Here is a 25,939-nt window from a genome sequence, read left to right as displayed (position 1 = left end):
GCGGTGCTGCCGTTGCCCGGCGAGGACTGACGCCTCACTCACCAAACATGGCTTTAATGTCGCGTCCCGTCTGCTCGGCTTCCTCAATTAGCCAGTCGAGAAATTGCCTCGTTGCGGGGGAGTCTGCGGCCGTTCGCTTCCAGCAAATGAAGTAGGGGAAAGGCATGGGTAGGGCGACCTTGAACGGCGCGATGAGTTCGTGTCGTTTGATGCTGTCGATGGCAAAAAAGCCCTGTCCCAACGAAATGCCTCTTCCCCGAATTGCCGCGTCGATCGCCATGCCGGAAACGGAGTAGGTGAGTGGCGCCAGACCTTCGGGTAGAGGCACGCCAACCGCATGCAACCAGTGTCCCCACGTCGGCGGTGACAAGTTTGCCCATCCCCATTCGACGTGAATCAGCGGGTAGCGCAAGATATCCGCCGGTTGAGCGATCGGTTTTTCCGGCTGCAGCAGCGAGGGTGCAAAGACGGGTGCAACCTTGTCCGTAAAGACGACCTTATAGGGCGTTCCGTCACTCGGTAGTGCACCATACGTTAGCCGGACGTCGGCACTTCTCGCGGCGATACTCGTTTCGTGGTCGACGACCTCGACATGAACCTGCACGTGCGGGCAGATGGTGTGCCACTTGTCCAATCTGGAGGCGAGCCAATGGGTCGCGACTGACGGGAATGTCATCAGGGTGAGCCGGGGGCCCGTCTGCGCCTTGAGCGCCGCCTGAGCGCTATGAAAGCACTCGAACCCCCGGGAGATGTGCGAGTGGTACAACTCGCAAAGCGGAGTCGGTCGCAGGCCCGTGTTCTCCCGCTCGAAAAGCGTGACCCCGAGAAACTCCTCAAGGACGCGAATCTGCTGACTAATCGCACCGGGCGTTACGTAAAGCGCCTCGGCAGCGGCTACGACGCCTCCGTAACGAATGACGGCGTCGAATATCTGCAAGGCTCGAAGAGGAGGAAGGCGGTTCATGTCGTTGACCTGGCAAATGCCATCGTGAAGCCAGTCTAGCAAAGACTGATCTCCGCCTCGACGCGCAACGGCGTCATGCAATACCGCACGCTTACGGTTTCACGTCGGTCTTGAACCACTTTTCCGACAAGCGCGTCACGGTACCGTCTGCGAGTGCTGCCGTGATAGCGGCGTCAAATTTTGCTTTCAGATCCGCATCCTGTTTGCGAAAGCCAAGACCTTCTCCCGGTCCCCAAACTGCGCCGCCGATGGTGGGTCCGGCGACCCGGATTCGGGCGGTGTCTTTGTTGTCGGCGATTCCAGCGTAGTAGGTGACGTCGTCGAAGGCGATGTCGACGCGTCCGTTGACCAGGTCGAGGTCACGTTCGGCCGAGGTCTTGTAGAGGCGTACGGAGGTGATGTCCTTGAAGTTGTCGTTGATGAACTTGGTGTACACCGTGCCGGATTGAATGCCGATCGATTTCCCTTTTAGTTGATCGCGCAGCGGGGCGATCAGGGGGCTGTCGGTTTTGGGGTCGCCAGTCAGCTTGAGGGAAGAGGTTTTCCCTGCGGTGTTTGCCAGTCCATGCCCATCTACCGTCGCGAACGCGGCCGGCGTTGCAGCATAGGGCTTGGAGAACGCAATGGCCTGTTGACGTTCGGGCGTGATTGCAAGGGCATCCATCACGGCATCGAATTTGCCGGCCTGCAGGCCGGTAATGAGGCCGTCAAAGTCCTGGGCGACTGGCTCGCATTGCAGGTTGGCCCGCTTGCACAGATTGTCGAGTAATTCCGGTTCGAACCCGGAGATCTTTCCGTTCGGCAAGGTCAGATTCCACGGAGCGTAACTGCCTTCCAGTGCGACCTTTACGGTCTTCCATTCCTTTGCCTGAGCGCCGGTTCCTGCCAGTGCCAGCATGCCGAGAAAAGTGACGAGAGAAGTCTTCAGGACTCTTGTTGAAATCGCATTCACATTACACCTCTAAAGTGTCGAATCAAGGTTGTGCTTGGATTGGAAATACTCGGATTGCCACAGTTCGCTGCATTGCTGGCGCTACTGCTTCAGCTGTGCAATTTGCCGGCGATGTTCTCTACGATGCTCAGCAGGTCGCCCTGTTCGACGAGGCGGTGGACACCCATCATGTCCGGATAGAAGAACCGATCGCCTTCTGCTGTCGGGGCAACCTGCCGAATCCGCGCATACACCGCAGCGGTTGCGGGTGATGCGTCGGCGGGATCGAAGAAGTCCAGCGCCTGAGCGGCGGTGAGCAGCTCGATCGCCAGCACGTGCTGCAACTTCTGTGAAGTTGTGTAGGCTTTTCGCGCTGCGTGATAAGCGAAGCTCACGGGGTCTTCCTGGTTGCCGCTCGTCGGCACGCTATCGACGCTCGCGGGTTGAGCAAGGGTGCGCATCTCGCCCAGCAATCCGGCCGCCGTGTACTGAATGATCATGTAACCGCTGTTCAGCCCGGGATCCTTTGCGAGGAACGCGGGCAGTTCGCTGAGGTACGGGTTGACGAGGCGGTCTGTCCGGCGCTCCGAGATTTTCGCGAGCGTGGTCATGGCGATGCAGAGGAGATCGCACCCGATGCCGACGAACGTACCGTCGAAGTTGGCACCGGATATCGCGATACCGTCCTCGCCTTCGGGATGGATGATGGGGTTGTCGCCGGACGATCCCACTTCATCGAGAATCGAGTCGTACGCGTTCTTGATCGCCCGCTTGGATGCCCCATGTACCTGGGCAATGCCGCGAAGGCTGTAAGCGTCCTGCAGTCTGTAATCGACAAAGCGCTCGCATAGCGCACTGCCGGCCAGCAGCCGCCGCAGGTTATCGGCCGTGTTCCTCTGATCGACATGTTTCTTGACGGAGTGATACCGGGCGTCCAGTGAGCGCGTGGTGGCCTTAAGCGGCTGTAGAGACATCGATGCGGCAATGTCGGCAACCTTCGAAAGCTCGAGCGCGTTGTAAAGCGCCAACATCCCGATCGCGGTTACCGAGGTGGTGCCGTTGGTGAGCGAAAGCCCCTCCTTGCAGCGCAGCGAGTGTGGCTTCAGCCCTGCTCGCTCCAATGCTTCGGCGCCGCGCATGCGTTCACCTTGGTAGAACGCTTCTCCCTCGCCGATCAGCACGAGCGCCATATGTGCCTCGGGCGCGAGATAACCGACCGAGCCATCGCCCGGCGCGAACGGCGTGATGTCGTTGTTCAGTAGCCCGGCGATTTGCTGCAGCAATTCGAGGCTGACGCCGGAATAACCTTTGCCGAGGCTGATCAGCATCATTAGCAGCGTGGCTCGAACTACTTCACGCGGTAGCGGTTCGCCGACCGAGACAGCATGTGAGCGCACGATATTTCGCTGAAGCTGCTCGGCGTCGTCCGGGCTGATAACGCGTGTCGAATTAGCGCCGAAGCCAGACGTCACCCCATAGACGAGCCGGTTCTGGCTCAGAAACAGGTCGACCAGGCGGCGCGAATTCAACACGCGCTCGCGATACACGGAAGAAAACTTTATCTGTGCGCCATGTCGGGCTACGGCAATGAATTGCTCGATTGAAATATCGGATTCCCCGAGCTGAACGTCGGATATCTTGCTGGGTCGAGATTCGGTGTGCGCCAGACTCATTCTGAATGTCCTCTGTCGAATGCATGAAATGAAGTGGGAGGCAAAATCCGCTTCAAAGCGCGATGTTTGCCTGAGATCATTGCTGGGCAGAGTAGCGGCGACGGGGGTGACGCACAAACGATTTGATTTGAGTTCCGGGTTTAGTTTTACTAAAGCCGGATTTTTTACCTCGCTTTTTTAGTTTTCTTTTATAAGCGATGAGTTTTGTTTAATCCGAGAAAATTGTTTTTTCCGGTTTTTCCTGCCCGAGAGCCTGCGAGTCCGCGAGCGTGCGGATCAATCGCTGGGCGTGCTGCTCAGCCTTTGTTTATGGGCGCAGCGACCGGGCCGCCTGGTGAATGGCTTTGCGGATGCGGGGAAAAGTGCCGCAGCGGCATGCGATGTCCCTCATGGCCTCGTCGATATCGGAATCGGTTGGATGACGATGGCAATAAAGCAACGCTGTTGCCGCGATCAGTTGAGCGCTTTGACAGTAGCCGCACTGCACGACATCGCATTCGATCCAGGCCTTTTTCAACGCGCGAGCCTCTGTGCTGTCCAGTCCCTCGATGGTGACGACACGCGATTTGAGAATCGTGGATATCGGTATCTGGCAAGCCGGCCTGGCGGTGTTATCGAGCAGGACAGTGCAGGCGCCGCAAACGCCGATACCGCAACCGAATTTGGTACCCGTCAGTTGGTGTTCGCACCGGAGTACCCAGAGCAGGGGCGTGTCGGGGGCGGAATGCATGACGACGGTTTTCCCGTTAACACTGATTGACACCATATGTCACCTCCGCAAGGCACAGGCGGCTGCATGAGTGGAAGGCTGCGAAACCGGGTTCCCGTGAGCGCGAAAAGCGCATTCGCCAGAGCAGGCGCAATGGGCGGCGTACCGGCTTCGCCGACACCTTGAGGTTCAGTGCCGCTCTGGATCACTCGTGTGAAAATCTCAGGACAGGTCGACATATCGACGAGAGGGAAGTCAGAGAAGTACTTCTGCTGAACCTGACCTTGCACGATCGTGATCTGTTGCTGCAATGCGGCCGAGAGGCCGAAAATAATGCCGCTTTCCATCTGCTGTTCTACGAGATTTGGATTGATTGCAATGCCACAATCAATCATGCAGAACACGCGCGTGACGCGGAAACTGTCACCATGCTTCTGCACTTCCGCAACCTGCGCGACGATGCTGCCGAATGATTCGTGCATCGCTACGCCTCTCGCGGTCTTCCCGTCTCGCTTCAGTGGCGTATGCCAGCCGGAAAAATCGATGAGTTGCCGGAGTACTTCGGCATGCCGTTGATGTTCCGGCTTCTTCAGCATGTCGAGCCGGAACTGGATGGGGTCTTTGTGAGCGGCCGTCGCCATTTCGTCGATAAAGCTTTCGACAAAAAACGCATGGTAGGAATGCCCAACCGAGCGCCAGTTACCAACCGGGATAGGTAGTGAGACCGTATTGTGCGTGACGGAAATATTTTTGCATTCGTATGGCTGATCGAACGCGCCCTCCGCGGTCGTGATGTCCTTGAGAACCTCGAAGATGAACTTAGGGGCGCCGAACGCACGAGGCAGCGCTTCCACGTTGATCGACTGGCTGGCGGACTCGTTCTTCCAGGCGATCAGGTTGCCGTCGGAATCAAGCGCACCTTTGAATCGCGACACACACGCGGGGCGGTAGAAGTCGTGTGTCATATCCTGCGCACGCGGCCAGATGGTCTGCACTGGACGTCCTTTGGCTTGACCTGCGATCGCAACCGCCTGCACGATGTAGTCGACTTCGAGCCGACGGCCAAAGCCGCCGCCTAACAGGTACTGATGCACCTGTACTTTGTCTTCGCTCAGATTCAGGGACTTTGCCACTGCCTTGCGGGCCGCCATTGGAATTTGCGTGGATACCCAGATCGTCGCTCCGCCATCCGTCACCTGCGCCGTACAGTTGACGGGTTCGAGCGTTCCGTGCGCGAGGTATGGCACTTTGTACTGCATTTCCAGAGGTTTCGATTCCTTCAGAACCTCATCGACGCTACCTGTCTTGTAGAAAGACCGGGGATGAGTGTTGTCATCGAGCGCTTTGATCAAGGTGGCGCTAATGTCTGCATCGCTTACTTTCGCCGCCGGCCCGTGGTCCCATGTGTACGACAACTGGCAGAGCGTGCGCATTGCGATAAAGGGGTTTTCGGCAATGACTGCGACTCCGCCGGTACCGCCGTTGTATGGATCGAATTTGAAAATAGCGTGCACGCCTTCTTTATTCTTCACGTTCGAAGAATCGTAGCCGGTCGCAGTGCCTCCGAGCGTCGGGCACATCGTGACGCTCGCATATAGCAGGTCGCGCGGCTGTGCATCGATTCCGAACATCGCTTTCCCATTGATCTTCGATTGCGCCTCGATGCGCTTGAATCGCTGACCAATAATCGTGAAGCTGGATTTGTCTTTGAGCGTGACATGGGTGGGGCGCGGTTCGAGCTTCGCCGCATCGACAAGTTCGCCAAACGTCACCGACTGTTCCGGACCACAAATAATGCGGCCCGAGCGTGCTTCGCATTGATTGACCGATACTTTCCACTGCTTTGCCGCAGCGCTGCATAGCATCATGCGCGCCGATGCGCCGGCTTCGCGCATCGGCTTCCAGAGATCGACGATGCTTGTCGATCCGCCTGTCACCATGGTGCCCAGCAGGCGGGCAATCAACCGCGCGAAATCTTCTTTAGTCGTCGCTTCCCAGCTGTGATCGTCAGGACGGATAGCAAGCGAGCGCGGCAGATTTTCGCGGTTTGTGTAGATCGCATCGATAGGGGAATCGACGATGCGGACCTGGGACCAGTCCGCGCCGAGTTCTTCCGCCAGCAACATCGCAGCGCCGGTGTGGATGCCCTGGCCCATTTCAGCTTTGCTCATGACGATCGTGACGTTGTTGCCGGTATCGATCATCAGCCAGCCGTTGAGCGCTGCATTGCTGTCAGGTGTATCGAGTGGCGTCTTGGGGACGAGCCTGTCGTCTGACGGAGATACTGACCATCCGATCGCGAGCACACCCAAGCCCGCCACACTGGCACCACCCAGAAGAAAGGTTCGCCGCGCCAGCATGACATCGTCCACCGTATGTTCTTACAGCGTATTGAGGTCGGCGAAGGCCGAAGCCGGGATCTTGCGTTGCTCACGATAGAGATGTGAGTTGCTTCAAACAAAACGAACGCTTTTCTTCTTCTCGAATCACCTATATTAGTCACTGGATTTGGCGATTGCGAACCCGAAATGCAACAGGCAAGTGGAGCGATCGCTGAAAACACAGCAATCGCCAGTAGACCCAGGGAAAGCACGCAAGCAGCAGACAAGTCATTTCCGCGCAGCCTTGGGTGAGCCACTCATTGGGAGGTGGTAGATGCTGATCGATGAAATCCACACGTTGGTTGGCAAATTGTCGACGCCGTGGAAGGACGTGCTGAAACGACATGGTCTCGATCTCTCATCTTCGGATTCGCCGCAGCGTACTGCAGTTTTGCTGAGTGAAGGACTGAAAATAGACTGGCAAGATCGGCGCGTTCAAGATCTTTGCCGAAGCACCGAACGCGCGATAGAACCGGGCGACCCCGCGCGGAGCCTGCTTTATCACATGCTTGCGCTATCCGAGTGTCCATCGCCCTATGGCGGAATAAGCCTGGAAGATATAGACCTGCTCGAAAACTATATCTACTCGCTTGCAGCTTTGCCTTCCGACTGGTCGACACTCGATATTGCCGTGCTGGCCTACCAGTACCGTCCCGCGCGCCGTACCGGACATCAGCAGCACGCGGACATGGTTTTCTCGCGGCTCGGCATCGCGCGAAATGGCGACACGGAAGCACTCTACGACGCGCGGACACGGAGCTACGTTCCGCACGTCGAGAACGAAATCGAGCATGTGCGGGTGTTGCCGGCGCGGTATGGAGCGTTTCTTGTGCGGCGTGTATCCGGACCAGACGGACTTGCGTTGATCGAGGGAAAACAACGTGACGACGGACATCGTGCATTCATTCAGCCGGTGCGCAAGCTGTTTTCCGCCGAATGCCTGCCAAACATGACGTTGAATCTGGATTACGGCCATTGGCATATCGGCGAAAAACTGAAGCGCGCCGTCAAGGCACGATGGGGCATTTCTCCGGTCCCATTGGGAGATCTCGACCGTCCACCGTATTCGATCGTATGCCGGTATCCGGACTTGGCGCAGCCGGCCGCGACGGGCGTTCCATCAATCGTGCTCAAGCATTGTGGCGGAAGCGTACTGTTGATGCCGGCGGCGCGGCCCCTCATTGAACCTGTGACGTCGGCGAACTATAACGTTGGCGGGTTCTCAGTGCCGGCGCGATGGCGCCTCATACACATCGTCAATCGGCGCTATACGACTATGCGTCTGTTCACTGATCTATACAGGTTGTTTCTTGCGTTCGTTGCGCAGATACATGAAATGTTTTTCCCAACGATCGCAAAGAACTGGTTCTGGCTGCGTTTTCCGGAACCGCGCAACTCGCCGGAATACATGAATATCCGCCATATGAGGGACAAGAACGGTACGTATGCGGACATGCGTACGCATCCGATCCGCCAATCGGCATTCGTCGAGAAGGTGATCAAAGGCGGCTACGATGCGCAACTGTTTCTTGATCACTGTGTAGAAGGCGCAGTCACGATCAGAATCAAGGAGCTTGTGAATCGACGCGTATTGCCCGCTTATTCGATCGTGGCTGCGCCGGACTTTTTCCCTTATGCGGACCAGTCCGAATTGCAGCGCTGGTTCAAAGAAGATCACATCGATCCCAAGACTCAGTTTAGAAACGGCTCACCTATATCGCTCAGCGCTGAGCGGCTTCCCGTCAATCCGCATCACGTCGATTCGTTCAGCGAGAAAGAGGCGTTTTCGACCAGCGAAGATACGATTTCCGTTTCATTCAGTCTTGCACCACGCGCATCAAAAGAGTCTCACGAGAAGGCGCATTTGCCTCGCATGGTGTCGTTTCTATCCGATGCATCATCGAGTGTTTTTGCGCCGGGCTGGGACGTGACCTATGCGGGGGGACATCGTAAAGGGATCTATCTCGCAACGTTTGGCCTGGGCAGTCCATTCGCGGAAGACATCAAGTTGTGCGCAGCGTCAAACAGTTTCTGGCCTGCCGTCAGTCCGGATGCATCGCGAACCTTCAACCGGAGCGATGCGCCAACGGCCATTCCAATGCTGGACAGCGAACTTGGATTTCACCCGCAACATCCTTTGGTGCAAGGCGGCCTTGTACATAACACGCGCGCCGGATGGGACGGCGAGTACGGTCCTTTTCTTACGGCCGCGGGCACGGTTGATTACGCGGATATCGAGCGATCGGATTACGTCGCGAACGCGCTGGGCGGCAATATGCTGTATGGCGCCTTCGAACATGTCGACGCAGCCGAACTCATTCGCAGGATCAAGGCGTTGCGCCTCGCCGTGGCAGCGTGCGATCCAACGCGGACTCCCGCAAAGACCCAATTATGGCTTGTATCAGCAACGGAGGTTGATCAGCTGGCAGGCGCGGCCAAGAAGACCTATCACTTCCTGTTCGTTCTTCCCGAAGACGGTGCGAAACCGGTGCAGCATGTGCCTGGACGCTTGCGCATTCGATACGGCGAGGCGATCAGTTGTAACGTGACCGATTCGATGCTGAAAGGGCCCGTTCAACGATGCCCACCCGGACCTGAGGCACTTCGGCTTTACTCAAGGCATGAGTCCGTGTGACGTTCTGGTTATTGGCGATGGTCCTGCCGGGTGCGCGGCGGCAATTGTCGCCGCCAACGCAGGATGCGATGTCACGATGTTGGGTCGCGGCCTATCGCATGCGGCGCCGGAGTGTGTATCGAACAACGCATTGAAGTTACTCGCGTTGCTGGCTCCCGCAGTGATCGCGCAGTCGGATGTATGGCTCGATGTCGATTCCGAATCTAGTCCGGGCCGCGCGGTTGTGCGCAATCGACTCGACGATTGTTTGCGCGTCGATGCGTCCGCGGCTGGGGTAGCCTATACGCGCAAGTGTCTGTATCCGCTTTTGCCTCGCATTGAAAGCGGACATGTCGTCGGTGTGACGTGCGGAAGCGATGAGTGCAGGGCGAGCATCGTCATAGACGCGACGGGAATCACCGGCTGCCTGCGTCGCGCACTTTCACTCGACGAAACCGTCGACTCGTCACCCATCTGGCTTCGTCGCGGTTTCGCGAGCGGATGTTCGTCGCAGCGTGACACCTATTGGCAGATCGCGCGGGGCGGCTGGCTCTGGCTACGGCCGACATCAGCGCAATACATGTGGACTTCGTTGTCCGTGCAACGGAACACGCATATCGGCTTGCGTTCAGGCATATCCGTCATTGGAACTGTGTGGCAACAATGCCGGCGCTGGCGGCATCTTCATCAGGCCGCCGGTCCTGGCTATTTCGTATGCGGTGATGCTGCGGGATATCTCGATCCCGCCTCAGGAGATGGCCTTCGGTTCGCGATTGAATCCGGCATACGTGCGGGGACACTTGCCGCAGAGGTATCGAAGCATCCAGGCAGATCGAGTATTGCGGCAGCGCTCTATTCAGATTGGGCTTTGCAGGACTATTTGGCCACCAAAGAAGTACTGCAACGAGTCTATATCGATGCGCATCTGGATATCTGGCGGAGCTAATGCGGGACTGGCCGACTGCCACATTTAGCGCGTATGCTTCGAAAAGCGTCGCAGTGGAGCAGTAGCCAGTAGTAAAAGCAAACCGTAGCACTCACACTCTCGGGAGGTCAGCATGCTTTCATTCATCGGTACGGTAATTGTAGGGCTGGTCGTCGGATTGATTGCACGGGCGGTGAAGCCAGGAGACGACAGCATGGGGCTCATTATGACTATCGTGCTCGGCGTTGCCGGCTCGCTGATTGCGGGCTATGTGGGGCGTGCGCTGGGCTGGTATCAACCAGGCCAGGCGGCAGGTTGGATTGCGTCGGTGATTGGCGCTATCGTTCTGCTGATCATTTACGGATTGGTGCGCCGACGGAGTTAGGCCGCGATGCGATGACGCACTTGCGGGTGGCGGTAGAACGGTGGCGCGCTCGCATGAAAATGCGACCCGGTACGTTGATTTGTTCCCGCGAAAGGGGATCATTATGCGATCTGCATTCAAACCAATTTGCCGAGTGCACTTCGTTCACCGCGCTCTCCTCGTACTTCTTGCACTCGCGTGCTCGCCCGCATTTGCTGGCGCCCCGGATCCCGCTGACGTCATCTCGCAGCAGAGCGGACTGCCTGCGAGCGAGGTGCGAGGCATGCTCGCGAACTGCGACGCGAACCAGATGAGCCTGAACTTCTGTGCATGGCGCGACAGGGTGGTTGCCGAGCAAAAGCTGCAGGACGTCGTCGAAGATAAGTCCGCAAAATTCCCTAGCTGCAAAGCGCGCTTGGAGAAGAAAATCGCGGGGTGGAAGAAGCGACGCGATGCGAGTTGCAAGAAGTCCGCCGAGGTAAAATACGGAGGGGGTTCCATCTTGCCGATGGAAATTGCCGCTTGCCAGACTGCGGAAACTGATCACATGACGAAGGTTGTTGGGTCGATTCGTCGATGCGATTGATCGATAAGTTGGTGCATGGCCGGCAGCAGAAAAAGAACTGCAACGGATTACGGGGCGAATATGAGCTTGCCGAAGTGGTGGTTGAAAAGCGTCATCGCCAGTGTGGTCGGCATAGTTGGAGTCTTTTTCATCATGCACGAAGATAGTAGTGTGCGTGCGGATGTTCTCATCGCTCGGCCGCCTTCAGATGTCTGGAACGTTATTTCGGATAGTGCCGCGTATCCTGATTGGAATCCCTTCATTACTCGAGTTGACGGCGACTTCAGGGAGGGCGCGACAATTCGCATTGTGCTAGGCAGCGGATCGGATTCGATGGTATTCAAGCCGACCGTCCTACTCGTTCGTCCAGGGCAGGACCTTTGCTGGCGTGGCAGCGTGTGGATTCGCGGCGTCTTCGACGGCAAACATTGCATTCACCTGACGGCTGTGCCCGGTGGCACCCATCTTGAGCAAACTGAGCGTTTCTCTGGATTACTTGTCGGGCCGTTGACGAAAGACGTAGTCGAAGACACTCGGCGAAGTTTTCAGGCGATGAATACTGCGGTCAAGCTGCGCGCCGAATCCAAGGCACCCTGAGTGCTCGCGCCTGCTTCTTGTGGGGCCCAACGGAATCGGAGCGACGACCGTCACTGATCGGCTACTTTCGTTCAGTCGGGATCCTCTTGTGAATCGCGCCGTTCATCGCCCCATTAATAAAACGACGATGTCTGGAAACATTCACCTAAGTTTTGGGAGAAATGTTGAGGTAGCATCATCGAACTCAACAGGGGGAAACCGGTGCTTTGGGGAATCAAATCTCGCATAAACGCAATCGCCCCCTCTCTTGCCTGTCTGCTTCTCAGCGATCTTTTTACGATCCTGGCAGACATGGTTGGCTATATCACGCTCCCTTGGTGGATCGTTCATCAGGGCGGCGCACATCACCTTGCGATCTACGGCGTAAGCATTGCCGTCACCACGATCTTCGCAATGCCGCTGCTTTCGCCACTCGGGGATCGGTACGCAAAGAGACCGCAGATTGTATGGGGTATCTGCGCCTTAATGGTCGTCGCCTTTACCCTCGCTACGCTCGCCTCGCTGTCCGACTACCGGCTTACGCTCATCATCTGCATAGGCGTAGTCACTGTTATTGCGAAAGCTTTCATCGATCCGGCCAGTTCCACTATTTCGGCCGAACTTGTTCCCGCGAATCGTTTGGCCGAAGCGCTTCGTCTTCGTAAATCGACGCAAGCGGCTGGACGTGCCTTAGGGCCGGCACTGGCTGGCGCGGCATTGGCTTTGGGTGGTATTGCTGCAACCTTCTGGATGAACGGCATTCTGCTTGGCGTTGCTGCGTACGTGACCTTGCAGCTTCCATCCCGGTCTCAGCATCGTGAACATCCTCGCGGTTTGGCCCGTTGGTGGGAAGACCTGCGCGCCGGACTGCATGCTAAATGGATCGTCCCGTTGGAGCGCGGCTGGACACTTGTCAATTTCCTCGTCTGGATATTCCAGGGCCCTGCAGTCGGCATGCTGATTCCGCTCAAAGTTCAATCACTGGGGCTGTCGGGGCTCTGGCTCGGTGGTTGCGAAGCGGCCCTATCTGTAGGTTTGCTACTCGGTAGCTTTCGTGGTTCTGACGCACTGGTCAGGTGGTTTGGCCGATTCAATGTCCGGGTGGGGGCTGCGATGTGCGAAGGGCTGGCACTTGCTGCTTCCGGCTGGGCCCATTCACCTATCGTTCTCGTGTTGACGCTTACCTGTGTGGGTTTCGCCAATGCATCGATGGGGCTCGTTGGCGCGACTCACCGCTCATTGGCTATCCCGCAGAATTTCCGTGTGCGCATTCTTGCTGCCAGCATGATGACCACGCAGATTGCTGGCATTCTTGGACCGATGATCGCAGGCGCGGCGCTCACGCACTGGGCGGTGGGGCAGGTTTATACATGCTTCGGTCTCGCCACCTGTCTGCTCGCTTTCGGTTTCGTTTTGATACCGCGATCGCGCGAATTCTTTGCGCTCAATCACGATCAGGTGAAAGACTGGTTTCGTCACGAATATCCCCATGCATTCGAAGCACCTAGAGTGCCCGAATCGAGACAAATCACGTAGATTGCAACGCGACAGGAAGTCTAGGGACGCCGCGCGTATATGAGCGGATTGGTCTCAACCTGAAACGTGACCGAGTGAATGCTTTGGAGAGATTTTATCAACCGCTTCGGGACGCGTGCAGCCGGCCGCCGACAGGCAGGAACCCGTCGATTTCAGTCGTTCGACACGATTTTCTGGATCGTCGACAATGCGTGTCGAGCGTGCTCAAAACCGGGAAGCCAAAAGCCGGCCCACAGCCCCTTTGATGACGGACAAGTCGATGCGCATATCCTTATCTGACAGAAAGGTCGCGATCCCACTTTTTGTGCTGTCTGTAACGCAGATAATCGGCTGGGGAACCGTGGGTTTGCCATCGATTGTCGGAAGGCAGATGGCCGAGGATCTGAGGATCGACATTTCTTACATCTTCGCCGCCAACTCGGTGCTTTATGTTGTCATGGGGCTTTGGGCTCCGCTTTTGGCCAAAGTCTTTGCCCGGTTCGGTGCGAAGCGCGTCATGATCGCCGGCACGATTCTGTCTGCTCTCGGTTTCCTCTTGCTGGCGGTGTGTCGCGGGCCCCTGCTGTATTTCTCCGGCTGGGTGACGCTTGGAACAGCGGGTAGCGCTACGCTCTCGACAGCAGCCTATATCATGCTCAACGAACTCGCCGGATCGAATGCAAAGCGTGCGATCGGCGGCCTTATGTTGATCACGGGGCTGGCGAGCAGTATTTTCTGGCCGATAGCCTCAGTCTTGGCGAAAGCCGTCGGATGGCAGGCAACCTGTGTGGTTTATGCCGGGATGATGGTGTTCATATGCCTCCCACTCTATGTATTTGGGCTTCCGGCGGCGACGGCACCAATCAATCAAAATCTGCACCAGGTTGCCGACACAACAGCCAGTGCTCCTGCACGGAAAGGCACGTTTTATCTGATTGCTGCAGCGATCACGTTGAACGCATTCGTCACCTTCGGGTACAGCGCAATATTCTTCGAACTACTCAAAGCAGTGGGCTTGCCGGCAACGCAAGCTGTAGCCCTTGGTTCTGCACTCGGAGTAATTCAGGTGGGCGCGAGGGCAGTGGATTTTCTGGGTGGCGCAAGGTGGGACGGAATTTCGACGGGCATCTTTGCGGGAATTGTTCTTCCGTTGTCGATGGTGTTGCTCATGTTGAACCGCGGCTCGCATACTGCTGTTGCAATCTTTGTCGTTCTTTATGGTCTAGGCAGCGGAGCACTTGCGGTTGCACGCGCAACGATCCCGCTTGTGTTTTATGACAAGGTGGATTACGTATCGGCCGCGTCGCGCATCGCACTCCCTCTCAACGTGATTTCTGCCGCCGCACCGCCGCTTTTCATTGCACTACTCACCCGGTTGGGAAGCACCGTCTTGTTAGAAGTGACGACTCTGTGTTCCGGAACTGCATTGATTCTGCTGCTGGTTCTTACGCGCCGAAGACCGGCACTGGATAGCACCGCACCGGTTGCGTAACATTTGACGCTACGTGCGAACCGTCTGTCACCACTGCGTAATGGACGTGTCCTCAGACGGTAGCGCCAGCGCCCGCAGAATGGGATCGGATCGTCATCGGAGAGCGGGTCATCGTGAGAACGACAATCGCTCCAGCAAGGAGCAACAGGCCGGCAATGCCAAATGCCCAGTCATAGCTTCCCGTTGCAGACACGACATACCCTGTTGCAATCGGCGCAATCATGCCGAAGATGTTGCCGCCGATCACCACGAAAGCCATCGCCTTCGCAACGTCACGCGAATTCGGCAGCAGATCGTTCAGCAGCGCGAAGTTCAGTGATGTGGTTGATGCGATGCCGGTCAGCGTGATCGAAAAAACGACTAGGAGAACAGTCAGGTTCGAGACGAACGGCACAGTAAGAATCGCCGCGCCGGCAAGCATGGTCAGCGCGACTGCGTTACGGCGCCTGCCGCTGCCTACGCCGCATTTTTTCAGATACGTGTCACTCAAACGACCCACGAAGATGCAGAGAATCACGGCCGCAGCATAGGGGACTGCAGAAAAAAGCCCTGTGTGCGAGATGCTGAGGCCGCGGCTCGCCTGCAGATAGCTGGGCAGCCAGGTCAAGAACAGATACTGCGTGTAGACATTGCAGCCTTGCGTGATTGCAAGACCCCACAGAGTGGGCGTACGCATCAGTGAAAGCAGACCACTAGAATCGGGACTGATCGCGGCGGTTCCGGCCGTCTTTGTGTCACGCTCGCGGATGATCTTGTCGCGCTCATCTGCTTTCAGCCATTTGGTTTTTTCCGGGGCGTTGAAGAAAAGAAGCCAGGCGGCCAGCCACACGAAGCCGATCCCTCCAGCGACCACGAACGACATCCGCCATCCATACAGTGCGACGAGCGACCCAAGAATTACGGAGCAGATCGCCGGCCCTGCATACGAGCCGCTGTTGAACATCGATGTCACTGTGCCGCGCTCGTTCGCCGGAATCCATTGCCGGATGACTTTCGCGCCGACGGGGTTACTAACGGACTCACCGCCGCCCATGACCAGTCTTGCCATGAGAAGTGCGCCGAACGAATTGGCGGCTCCTGTCAGTGCGGTCGCAGCTGACCATATGAAGATCCCGACACCGGCCATCTTTTTTGTGCCAAATCGATCGATGAGAAAACCCATCGGGAGCAGGAAGATCGCGTAGCTCCAGATGAACGACGAGAATAGGTAACCCATGCCAACTGCGGAGAGCTTGAATTCACGCGCAATGGGGGTGGCCGCGATCGATAGTGCGATTCGGTCCATGTAGTTGATCATCGATAGCGTGAAGAGAAAAACAGCAATCCAGCCTCTGCGATATGACATGGTTGTCTCCTAATATTCAAAGTACCTTGAGCGGACGACACCCTGTTCGCGCTGCCGACCTCGCGTGCCCGCCTTCGTGATGCGTATCTGGTTGAGAATTGATTAAAATGAATATAAAAAGCAACGCTGAAAAGAACAAATCCAGTATTTATATGGATTTTCGGTAATATATTTTTCTTGTTTATAGTGTTTTGTGATCATAAAAATCAATCATAGGCACTAAAAAAGGCGGTGTGACACCGCCCGGCTGTCAATCTGGGTCAGCCTTCGAATACCTCTTGAGCGTGGACCTTGGCACGGCGTGCGCCTTCGATGTGATCGCGCAACAGGGATGCGGCTTTGAGCAGATCCTGGCGGCCGATCGCGTCAAGAATCGCAAGGTGTTCGAGCGCCTGTTCCTGCCGCGGCTTGCGCGCCTTGGCCTGCCGGTACTCGACCAGCCGGCGCAGCCGGTCCATGCGCCGAACCGATTGCGCAATAAACCGATTGCCGGACCATTTGGCGATCGTCTCGTGAAATTCGCTATTGGCTTCGAAAAGCTCGATCGAGTTCATCGTGAGATAACCGCCGTCCACGATGAACTGCTGCCGACGTTTCAGCCCTTCAAGTTCGACCCGATTGGCACTGAACGTCGGCGATAGCACTCCGGTCGGCTCGATCGCCGCCCTGAACAAATAGCTCTCCTCGTAGGCTTCCACCGAATCGATCATCGGCATGAACTGCCAGCCGTGGCCAACCTGACGCTCAAGCCAGCCTTCTTCCTGCATCAGTGACAGCACTCGCCGCAGTGCGCTGCGAGAGACTTCGTACAGGCGCATCAGATCAGCCTCGGAAATCACGTCAGGTAGCCGTCGTGCAAGCCGGTCAGCCGCAATTTTCAGGTACAGCGGCTCCTCGGGCTCGTCCAAAAACTGTGCTGCCACGTCGGTCACTTCCCGCGCAGCCTGCGCCATGAAGAAGCCGCGGTTTGCGTCGTAATAGACAACGCCGAGCGAGGCCAGATGATGGAGCGCGACATTGACCGGTGAACGTGAAGTACCGATACGTTCGGCGAGCACCGATTCCGCGAGCCTGTCACCGAGTGCCAGATCGTCACGGCGCACGAGCGTCAGGATCTCCCGCGTCACGCGAGTTTGCAGCGGCGTGAGCGAGGTCGATGTTTGTTCGGTCGAATCCATAGGGCGCGAAGGCAATCCATGACCGTTCACGACCGCCTGGTACGACGGTGCATCTGAATAGTCGATCTGTGATTTTGCCATTACTCGCTCCCGTCTGGATTGCACGCAGTGCTGGTAGTCGGTGAAGGGCTTCACACTCACGATGCTTGCGTCCCTGATCCACTTTGCTGTCGTATCTTTTTATTGCGTTTGGTTATCATATAACGCAAAGATGCTCCGATACAAGCACTGTCGGATAGCCTTCTCGCAAACCCCTATAATCGGCGAAATGTCCCCTTTAAACATTTATTGTCCAGGGTTAACACTAGGCATTTATGCCTTTGCATTGTGCATTTAGTGATCATAAAATGCATTTCAGCAAGGCGCATGACCACATGCACGACCCTCGGAGAGCCCCCATGTCCCGCAGTCTTCCTAACCAGTCCGTTGATTTCGTCAGTGTCCGCGACGCCACTGACGCGATAGACGCCACTCAATTCGCGAAGATGCCGTATAGCGTTCGCGTATTCGCCGAAAACATCGCTCGCAGACAGCCCGCCGCTGATGCAGTTACCTATCTGCGCGCGCTGGCCAACCGCCGGCATGACATTGACTTTCCGTATTACCCGGCACGTGTGGTCCTGCAGGATCTGCTTGGCACGCCGGCCCTGGTCGATCTGGCCGGTATGCGGGATGCGGTGGCGGAAGCGGGGGGCGACCCGAGCGCCATCAATCCGGTCGTGCCGACGCATCTGGTGGTGGACCACTCGCTAAACGTGGAAGTGGCAGGTACAGACCCGGAAGCGATCGCAAAGAACATGGCGATCGAGAAGAGCAAGAACGCAGAGCGTTTTGAATTTCTCGCGTGGTGCAAACAGGCTTTCACGAACCTCGACGTGCTGATGCCGGGCAACGGCATCTTGCACCAGGTCAACATTGAGTATCTGTCCCCTGTCATTCAGGTGAAGGACGGGCTGGCGTTCCCCGACACGCTCGTCGGAACCGACAGCCACACGACGATGATCAATGCGCTGGGTGTGCTTGGCTGGGGTGTCGGTGGAATTGAAGCCGAGTCCGTCATGCTTGGCCGTGCTGTGTGGCTGCGTCTGCCAACCATCGTCGGCGTTGAGCTGAAAGGTTTCCGGCAACCCGGCATCACCGCAACGGATCTGGTCCTCGCCATCACCGAATTCCTGCGCAAGGAGAAAGTGGTCGGCACCATCATCGAGTTTTACGGTGAAGGCGCTCGCGCGATGACGCTGAGCGACCGGGCCACCATCTCCAACATGGCGCCTGAGTTTGGTGCCACTGCTGCACTGTTCGCCATTGACCAGAAGACGCTGGACTTTCTGCGACTGACCGGTCGTACCGAATCCCAGATTTCGCTGACCGAGGACTATGCAAAAGCGCAAGGACTGTGGGCGGACGACTTCGCCGATGCCGAATATGACCGTGTACTGGCGTTCGACCTGTCGAGCGTGAGTCGCGCGCTGGCTGGGCCGGCCAATCCCCACGACCGTGTGCCTCTCTCAAACCTGATTTCGAAGGGTATTGCCCGTCCGTCGGAAGCCGCCGCTCCTGAATCGGACACCGCCGGACCAGTCAAGCTGGCCGATGGCGCGGTGGTGATCGCGGCCATCACCAGTTGCACGAACACATCGAACCCGCGCAACATGATCGCCGCTGGTCTGGTCGCCCGAAAGGCGGTTGAACTCGGTCTTAAGCGCAAGCCATGGGTCAAGACATCTCTTGCGCCTGGCTCGAAGCCGGTCGAGAGCTATCTCCGGTCTGCGAACCTGATGACGTCGCTCGAAGCGCTGGGGTTCGGCATCATCGGATTCGGCTGCACGTCATGCAATGGCATGTCGGGGCCGCTGCCAAAAGAGATCGAGGCCGACATCGTTAGTCGCGACGTACTTGCCGTGGCAGTGCTTTCCGGCAACCGGAACTTCAACGGCCGTATTCATCCGCGCGTCAAGGAGGCGTTTCTTGCTTCGCCCCCGCTGGTTGTCGCGTATGCGATCGCCGGGACGATTCACATTGACATCGAAGCAGGCGTTCTCGGAACCGACACGTCCGGCGCACCGGTGTATCTGAAGGATCTCTGGCCGTCCGATGAGGAAATCGATGCCTTACTGAAGGAAAGCGTACGCGGCGACCAGTACCTCGAAATCTACACGGAGATGTTCCGCAAGAGCGAACTGGCCGACGGGCAAAGCGCGGTGCCGGCACAGTTTCCGTGGCGCGAGGACAGCAACTACATCCGTCGTCCGCCGTACTGGCAGTCCGACCTCACGAGCGCCGCACGCTTCGCGGACATGCGGGCGATCGGTGTATTTGGCGATAACGTCACAACTGACGATCTTTCACCTTCAGGCGCAATCCTTCCGGAAAGCGCGGCGGGTGAATATCTGATCCAGCATGGCGTAGAGCCGGCCGAATTCAACTCTTACGGCACGCGTCGCGGCGATCACCTGGTTGCAATCCGTGCCACGTTCGCGAACAACCGGCTGCACAACGAAATGGCCGCGGGCAAAGAAGGCTCGTTCACCCGTATGGAGCCGGAAGGCACGATCATGCGTCTCTTCGATGCAGCGGAACGCTACGTCTCGCGCGGGCAGGAACTGATCGTGGTGGCCGGCAAGAACTATGGTTCAGGCTCGTCGCGCGACTGGGCGGCGAAGGGCGTGCGTCTGATCGGTGTGCGTGCCGTGGTGTGCGAAAACTTTGAGCGTATCCATCGCTCGAACCTGGTTGGCATGGGCGTATTGCCGCTTGAATTCGCTGAAGGTTACGATCGCGCGACGCTGGCACTGGATGGCTCGGAAGTCTATGCAGTCGAAGGTGTGGGCGGGAAAGTTTCACCGGGCACGACGTTGACTTTGCGCATCACACGCAAAAATGGCGAGGTGGTCACAGCCCCCGTCAAATGCCGGATCGACACTGAAGAGGAAGCCGAGATCTTCAACGCTGGCGGCCTGCTGCCGCGTATCTCTGGCGAAATGCTCGAGGCTGCATAAACATGGCCTCCGTCTTCGCCTATGTTGGATGCCGCACGACGCGCGAGCGCAATGCGCGCGGCAAGGGGATTGGCGTTTATGCGATCGATCCGGCGTCGGGCGCATGGGAGCGGGTCGAATCATTCGAGACACTCGACAATCCAAGCTTCCTTGCGCTCAACGAAGCGCAGGACGTGCTATATGCCGTGCATGGTGACGGTACGGAGGTCAGTAGTTTCGCGGTCGATGCGTTATCTGGTCGGCTTAGCCTGCTGAACCGGCAGACCTGCCAAGGGCGCAATCCTGTGCACCTCGCATTGTCGCGCAACGGTGATGCGCTTGTCGTCGCGAACTATGCGACGGGGTCTGCCGTCCAGTTTCCGATCGAGACAAACGGTGCGCTTGGGCCAGTCGCGTCTCTCGTCGAACTGCCGGGAACGCCGGGCCCGCATCGTATCGAGCAAGTGTCGTCGCATCCGCACCATATCGCGCGCTTCGCGACTCAGCGATACAACACAGACTGGCACATCGTGCCAGACAAGGGACTCGACACCGTCTTTGCCATCCGATGGAGCGGTATTGGCAACGCGCCGGTCGTGACCTCGGGTCGGAGTCGCGAAGGCGCAGGGCCGCGACATGCTGCATTCCATCCGGCGCTGCCACTCGTTTACGTTGCAAACGAACTGGATTCCACGTTGACGGCCTGGGGATTCGAGCCGTTGAGTGGCGCACTGGAGCCACTGCACACGACATCCCTTCTGCCGGCCGGGCGTCATGAACTCTCACGCGCCGCGGGCATTGCGATCCACCCCGACGGCCGCGCGCTATACGTTTCGAACCGTGGTCACGACAGTATCACTACGGTCAAACTTGACGGCACGACGGGCATTCCAGTGAAAACAAGGTGGACCGACGCCCAGGGGCAGTGCCCACGGTTCCTGTGCCTGAGCCATGACGCTCGCATGCTCTACGTCGCCAATGAGCTATCCGACTCGATCGTTCAATACCTGATCGATGCAATCAGCGGGACTCCGTCGCCGACGGGCCGTGTTGTCAAAACGGGCAGTCCTGTGTGCATCACCTTCAAAACTCAATAGGAGCATCACGTGGGCCAATATCGGATTCCTGCCGTCTATATGCGCGGCGGCACGAGCAAAGGCGTCTTCTTCCGCGCAGACAGCCTGCCTTCAGACCCGGTTCTCCGGGACAAGATTCTGCTGCGCGTGATCGGCAGCCCGGACCCTTACGAGAAACAGATTGACGGGATGGGCGCGGGTACGTCGAGCACCAGCAAGCTGGTCGCAGTCGGACCTTCATCACGCCCGGACTGCGACGTTGACTATCTGTTCGGTGCCGCATCGATTGAGAAGCCGGTTATCGACTGGTCGGGCAACTGCGGCAACCTGACGTCCGCCGTTGGCCCGTTCGCCATTGCGCAGGGGCTGGTCGATGCGCCGCGTGACGGCATCGCGACGGTGCGGATCTGGCAGGCCAACATCAACGCGAAGATCATTTCGCATGTGCCGATGAAAGATGGCCAGGTCGTTGAAGAGGGCGACTTCGAACTGGACGGCGTGACTTTTCCCGCGGCAGAAATCAGGATCGAGTTCCTTGATCCGGGTGGCTCGGAAGACGGTGAAGAAACGGCCGGAGGGATGTTCCCGACGGGAAATCCTGTCGATGCGCTGGATGTTCCTGGTTATGGCGCGTTTCAGGTCACGATGATCAACGCCGGCAATCCCGCGATTTTCATTCACGCTGAAGACCTCGGCCTGCGCGGGAACGAGATGCAGGCGGACGTCAACAGCAATGCGGCATTACTTGAAAAGTGCGAAGCGATTCGCTCGCACGCCGCTGTACGCATGGGTCTGGCTGCTACGGCCGAAGAAGTGACAGCGCTGCGGCCTCATACACCCAAGCTCGCTTTCGTGTCGTTGCCGACTGGCTATGTCGCATCGAGTGGCAAGACCATTGATTCGTCGATGGTCGACATCAACGCGCGAATCCTTTCGATGGGGAAACTTCACCATGCGATGACGGGCACCGGCGCGGTGGCGATTGCTGTCGCCGGTGCGATTCCGGGCACAGTCGTCAACCAGCTTGTGGCAGGCAAGAAGTCCGGGCAGATCCGCTTCGGTCATCCATCCGGCGTGATGGCTGTCGGTGCAGAAGCCGAGCAGCGCGATGGTACGTGGGTTGTCACGAAAGCAATCATGAGCCGTAGCGCACGCCGCCTGATGGAAGGCCACGTATTCGTGCCGTCCTCTCTCGATCCGGCGAACAACTAACTCTCCCTTATACAGCGCTTCCCGTGGGCGCTGTGCCCCTCGCCCGCAATGTCCACATTAACGAATCGGCGCATAAGACCGATCCATACTTAGTATGACTACGGAGACACCGCATGGAACGCAATGGTGAATTGTCGATGGAAGCTCGGAAAGCAGAGCGCGTTCCATTCTGGCCGAACGGATGGTGGGCCATCGTGGAGCTGCGCGTCGGCATCATTCCTTTGCCTATTTACGTACTTCTGGTCGGTCTGATTATCGCGTTCGTGGTTACGGGGAAGGTTCCCGGCGAGATCTCGATGGCAATCGCGGTACTTGTTGTATGTGGTTTCACGTGCGCGGAAATTGGCAAGCGCCTGCCGTTCTTCCGGAAGATCGGCGCGGGAGCAATCGTGGCGACATTCCTGCCCTCAGCGCTTGCGTTTCACCATCTGCTTCCGGTCAAACTGCTGACCATGGTGACTACGTTCACCAACGTCAGCAACTTCATGTATCTGTTCATTGCATCGATCATTGTTGGCAGTATTTTCAGCATGGATCGGTATGTGTTGATCCGTGGCTTTGTGAAGATCTTTGTCCCGCTGGCAACGGGGTCCGTGATGGCCGGCATCGTAGGAACGGCAGTGGGTACTGCATTGGGTCTCGGTACACAGCACACGCTGCTATACATCGTTGTTCCCATTATGGCTGGCGGTGTCGGCGAAGGTGCAATACCGCTGTCAATGGGCTACTCCGAAATTCTGAACGTCGCGCAGGGTCCGGTGTTCGCCCAGGTGTTGCCGTCAGTGATGATCGGCAGTCTTTCCGCGATCCTGTTCTCCGGTCTGCTGAGCTGGCTCGGTGAAAAAAAGCCGCACCTGACTGGCAACGGCATGCTCCAGCCCGAGGCGGATCGACATAGCGATGCTCCGAAAGAAGAGATTCCTAGTGCGCCGGATGTCAACACCGTCGCGGCGGCAGCGATCACTGCGATATCGCTCTACCTGGTGGGGCTGTTGTGTCACCGCCTGCTGGGTTTGCCTGCGCCTGTTGCGATGCTGTTCGTGGCGGTCTTTATCAAGATCGGGCGCTTCGTGTCTCCGAATCTGCAAGGCGGTGCCCGCATCGTCTACCAGTTCTTTTCGACAGCAGTGACCTATCCGTTGTTGTTCGCGATCGGCACGGCGATGACACCATGGGACAAATTGATGGCCGCGATTAACGTGCCGAACGTAATCACGATTGTCTGTACGGTCGCAACCTTGATGGCCACCGGCTTCGTAGTAGGGAAAAAGCTCGGGATGTATCCGATCGATGCAGCGATCGTCAACGCCTGCCACAGCGGACAGGGTGGTACTGGCGACGTAGCGATCCTGACGGCGTGCAACCGGATGGCTTTGATGCCTTTTGCACAGATCGCGACGCGGATTGGAGGCGCGCTGACAGTCACTGTAACGCTGCTTGTACTGTCAAGGCTGCACTGATCGAGTTGCTGATGGCGCTTTCACCTTCAAGACACTACTTTCCTCGACCATGATTCCTGTTACTCAAGACGTGTTGGCCGATCTGGCGCCGAACGGTCGCCTTCGTGCCGCAATTAACTACGGCAATCCCATCCTGGCGAACAAGGACGCCGCTACCCACGAACCCAAGGGTATCTCCGTCGATCTAGCCCGAGCGCTCGCCAGGCAGCTAGGTGTGTCGGTTGATTTAGTCCCGTACGACGCGGCAGGCAAGGTAGTAGCCGCTCTTGAGCAGAACGAGTGGGACGTTGCATTCGTCGCGCGAGACCCGATACGGGGCAAGGGCATTGAGCAAACCTTCCCGTACATCATCATCGAAGGGGCTTACCTCGTGCGCGAGGACTCGCCAATCAGGTCGAACGATGAAGTGGATCAATCCTGGAACACGGTCGTCGTCGGCAGGGGTAGCGCTTATGACCTGTTCTTGACGCGGACCATGACGAAAGCAACGCTCGTCAGGTCACCGACATCGCCTGGCGTTGTGGACATGATGCTTGCCGACGGCTATGGCGTTGCTGCCGGAGTGAAGCAGCAGCTAATGAGCGATGCCGAAAGAGTGACCGGGCTGCGATTGCTGGAAGGCCGTTTCATGGTCATTGAGCAAGCGATGGGCATACCAAAGGGGCGTCCCGCTGGTGCAGAGTTTCTAAGCGTGTTCTTGCGCACAATGATTGAAAGCGGCTTCGTGGCCAATGCCATTTGCACTCATGGCGCCAAGGGCGCGCTGGTTGCGCCTTTATCCTCAAAAGGATGACCGCGCGGTGTGCGATCTTCCTTCTGGAAAGGGTCGAGGGCTCGGAAAGCATCCGAGTAGATGCTGGACCGCAGCGCATGAATGGCCGCTTTAGGGAAAGGCCAACTGTTGACAGCCGCTGACATCGCGTCGATGGACCAAGAGCGTTCCGTCCATACAATCCAGTATCAACAATAACCATGAATACCCGCGTCCCCAGTCAGTCACTATCTCGCCGGTAAGTCCGGATAGTGCTCAAACGTACGCTTGATAAGTTGTCGAAGCCAGATGTTCGCCGGTTCGTCGTGAAATCGAGGATGCCAGAGCTGGCGAAGCGCAAACGGTGGAAGCGGCACCGGCGGCGGAACAATCTTGACGGTCCCGAGTTTGGCGAAGACATTCCCAAGCTCCAGTGGCACCGTGGCGATCAGTTCGGGATGTTCGTCGATCAGTAGTGGCACGACCAGGAAGTGCGGTGTGGTCAGATAAACATTTCGATTGATGCCGTACTCGTCGAACGCGCTGTCATAAGCCGCACCCGCGCGCCCAGTCAGGGAAACGACAATCTGCGGCATCGTTTCGAACTGTTCACGCGTAATCGATTCGCCGATTAGCTTGTTTCGCACGCTCACCATCGTCACGAAAGAGTGCAAGAAGAGTTGTTGCTGGTAGAGATCATCAGGCGCGGCACGGATCGACCCCAACGCGAGATCCACTTCTCCAGACGCAAGCAACCCCTCGATCTGTTCGATCGGGACTTGCACGGATCGCAGCGTGCAGTTTGGCGCCTCCTCTCGCAACCTTCGGATGAGCGGTGGCAGAAATACCAGTTCGCCCATGTCCGTCATGCAAAGTACGAAGGTGCGCCGCGCCGTCGAGGGATCAAAGCGCGCCTGCGAGACGACGTCCTGACGCAAGGTCGTCATGACTTCAACGATCGAAACGCCAAGCATGGTTGCTTTCGGCGTCGGCTCCATGCCCGATGGCGTCTTGACGAATAGAGGGTCCTCAAAAAACGCTCGCAAGCGATTCAACGCATGGCTCATAGCGCCCTGTGACAGCCCCACTTCGGATGCCGCTCGAGTCACGCTGCGTTCGCGAAGCAGCGCGTCGAACACCACGAGCAGATTCAGGTCGAGATCACGTATATGCACGGCGTGCATTCCTTGCATTAGTCCCATTGGCTTGACGCATGATGGTGCCGAATCT

The 25,939-nt window shown here is 57.5% G+C and carries 20 protein-coding genes; 12 read left to right on the top strand and 8 right to left on the bottom strand.

Going from position 1 to position 25,939, the window contains the following annotated elements:
* Positions 1–34: 34 nt before the first annotated feature.
* The 5 genes from BM438_RS09950 to BM438_RS09930 all read right to left on the bottom strand — a co-directional run bounded on the left by BM438_RS09950 (position 35) and on the right by BM438_RS09930 (position 6,637).
* Entirely contained in the window at positions 35–964 is a 930-nt protein-coding gene (locus tag BM438_RS09950) for a LysR substrate-binding domain-containing protein (protein WP_143131684.1), read from the bottom strand.
* A gap of 91 nt (positions 965–1,055) precedes the next feature.
* Positions 1,056–1,862 (bottom strand): transporter substrate-binding domain-containing protein, encoded by an 807-nt coding sequence (locus tag BM438_RS09945; protein WP_093634120.1) that lies wholly within the window; start codon positions 1,860–1,862, stop codon positions 1,056–1,058.
* Positions 1,863–2,005: 143 nt separating this feature from the next.
* A complete protein-coding gene (hutH, locus tag BM438_RS09940) occupies positions 2,006–3,568 on the bottom strand; it encodes a histidine ammonia-lyase (RefSeq protein WP_093634119.1) in 1,563 nt (520 codons plus the stop codon).
* Between the two features lie 307 nt (positions 3,569–3,875).
* The gene (locus BM438_RS09935; protein WP_093634426.1) at positions 3,876–4,334 is read right to left on the bottom strand and encodes a (2Fe-2S)-binding protein; all 459 of its coding nucleotides are present in this window, start codon (positions 4,332–4,334) and stop codon (positions 3,876–3,878) included.
* Positions 4,241–6,637, bottom strand: a complete 2,397-nt coding sequence (locus tag BM438_RS09930) for a xanthine dehydrogenase family protein molybdopterin-binding subunit (protein ID WP_093634118.1) — start codon at positions 6,635–6,637, stop codon at positions 4,241–4,243. Before BM438_RS09930 ends, BM438_RS09935 begins: the two co-directional genes overlap by 94 nt.
* A 526-nt stretch (positions 6,638–7,163) precedes the next feature.
* On the opposite strand from BM438_RS09930, the gene BM438_RS09925 reads away from it, so the two are divergent.
* The 7 genes from BM438_RS09925 (at position 7,164) to BM438_RS09895 (ending at position 14,709) form a co-directional block, all read left to right on the top strand.
* Positions 7,164–9,293 (top strand): hypothetical protein, encoded by a 2,130-nt coding sequence (locus BM438_RS09925; protein ID WP_143131683.1) that lies wholly within the window; start codon positions 7,164–7,166, stop codon positions 9,291–9,293.
* On the top strand, positions 9,280–10,218 hold the full coding sequence (locus tag BM438_RS09920) for an NAD(P)/FAD-dependent oxidoreductase (RefSeq protein WP_143131682.1): 939 nt from the start codon (positions 9,280–9,282) through the stop codon (positions 10,216–10,218). Before BM438_RS09925 ends, BM438_RS09920 begins: the two co-directional genes overlap by 14 nt.
* A 112-nt stretch (positions 10,219–10,330) precedes the next feature.
* A complete protein-coding gene (locus BM438_RS09915; RefSeq protein WP_093634115.1) occupies positions 10,331–10,582 on the top strand; it encodes a GlsB/YeaQ/YmgE family stress response membrane protein in 252 nt (83 codons plus the stop codon).
* Positions 10,583–10,871: 289 nt separating this feature from the next.
* Positions 10,872–11,147, top strand: a complete 276-nt coding sequence (locus tag BM438_RS46185) for a lysozyme inhibitor LprI family protein (RefSeq protein ID WP_244179332.1) — start codon at positions 10,872–10,874, stop codon at positions 11,145–11,147.
* A gap of 60 nt (positions 11,148–11,207) precedes the next feature.
* The gene (locus tag BM438_RS09905; RefSeq protein WP_167378361.1) at positions 11,208–11,723 is read left to right on the top strand and encodes an SRPBCC domain-containing protein; all 516 of its coding nucleotides are present in this window, start codon (positions 11,208–11,210) and stop codon (positions 11,721–11,723) included.
* 225 nt (positions 11,724–11,948) lie between these two features.
* The gene (locus BM438_RS09900; RefSeq protein ID WP_341865750.1) at positions 11,949–13,238 is read left to right on the top strand and encodes an MFS transporter; all 1,290 of its coding nucleotides are present in this window, start codon (positions 11,949–11,951) and stop codon (positions 13,236–13,238) included.
* 187 nt (positions 13,239–13,425) lie between these two features.
* The gene (locus tag BM438_RS09895) at positions 13,426–14,709 is read left to right on the top strand and encodes an MFS transporter (protein WP_208620644.1); all 1,284 of its coding nucleotides are present in this window, start codon (positions 13,426–13,428) and stop codon (positions 14,707–14,709) included.
* A 52-nt stretch (positions 14,710–14,761) separates the two neighbouring features.
* Here the strand turns inward: BM438_RS09895 and BM438_RS09890 are convergent, their stop codons facing one another.
* Positions 14,762–16,054 (bottom strand): MFS transporter, encoded by a 1,293-nt coding sequence (locus tag BM438_RS09890; protein WP_093634112.1) that lies wholly within the window; start codon positions 16,052–16,054, stop codon positions 14,762–14,764.
* 260 nt (positions 16,055–16,314) lie between these two features.
* Positions 16,315–17,313, bottom strand: a complete 999-nt coding sequence (locus tag BM438_RS09885) for a GntR family transcriptional regulator (RefSeq protein ID WP_244179330.1) — start codon at positions 17,311–17,313, stop codon at positions 16,315–16,317.
* Positions 17,314–17,630: 317 nt separating this feature from the next.
* Between BM438_RS09885 and acnA the strand changes: the two genes are divergently transcribed.
* The 5 genes from acnA (at position 17,631) to BM438_RS09860 (ending at position 24,751) form a co-directional block, all read left to right on the top strand.
* A complete protein-coding gene (gene acnA / locus BM438_RS09880) occupies positions 17,631–20,231 on the top strand; it encodes an aconitate hydratase AcnA (RefSeq protein ID WP_093634111.1) in 2,601 nt (866 codons plus the stop codon).
* Positions 20,232–20,233: 2 nt separating this feature from the next.
* Positions 20,234–21,307, top strand: a complete 1,074-nt coding sequence (locus tag BM438_RS09875; RefSeq protein WP_093634110.1) for a lactonase family protein — start codon at positions 20,234–20,236, stop codon at positions 21,305–21,307.
* 9 nt (positions 21,308–21,316) lie between these two features.
* On the top strand, positions 21,317–22,498 hold the full coding sequence (gene prpF, locus BM438_RS09870) for a 2-methylaconitate cis-trans isomerase PrpF (RefSeq protein ID WP_093634109.1): 1,182 nt from the start codon (positions 21,317–21,319) through the stop codon (positions 22,496–22,498).
* A 113-nt stretch (positions 22,499–22,611) separates the two neighbouring features.
* A complete protein-coding gene (locus tag BM438_RS09865) occupies positions 22,612–23,958 on the top strand; it encodes a 2-hydroxycarboxylate transporter family protein (RefSeq protein ID WP_093634108.1) in 1,347 nt (448 codons plus the stop codon).
* A gap of 49 nt (positions 23,959–24,007) precedes the next feature.
* Positions 24,008–24,751: an ABC transporter substrate-binding protein gene (locus BM438_RS09860; protein WP_093634107.1), complete on the top strand. Its 744-nt coding sequence runs from the start codon at positions 24,008–24,010 to the stop codon at positions 24,749–24,751.
* A 206-nt stretch (positions 24,752–24,957) separates the two neighbouring features.
* On the opposite strand, the gene BM438_RS09855 is transcribed toward BM438_RS09860, so the two are convergent.
* Complete coding sequence (locus BM438_RS09855) at positions 24,958–25,893, bottom strand: LysR family transcriptional regulator (protein WP_093634106.1); 936 nt, start codon at positions 25,891–25,893, stop codon at positions 24,958–24,960.
* Between the last annotated feature and the right edge of the window lie 46 nt (positions 25,894–25,939).

It is taken from the genome of Paraburkholderia aspalathi (assembly GCF_900116445.1).
In the GTDB taxonomy this organism is placed as follows: domain Bacteria; phylum Pseudomonadota; class Gammaproteobacteria; order Burkholderiales; family Burkholderiaceae; genus Paraburkholderia; species Paraburkholderia aspalathi.
This window is presented reverse-complemented; position numbering and strand designations above follow the sequence as displayed.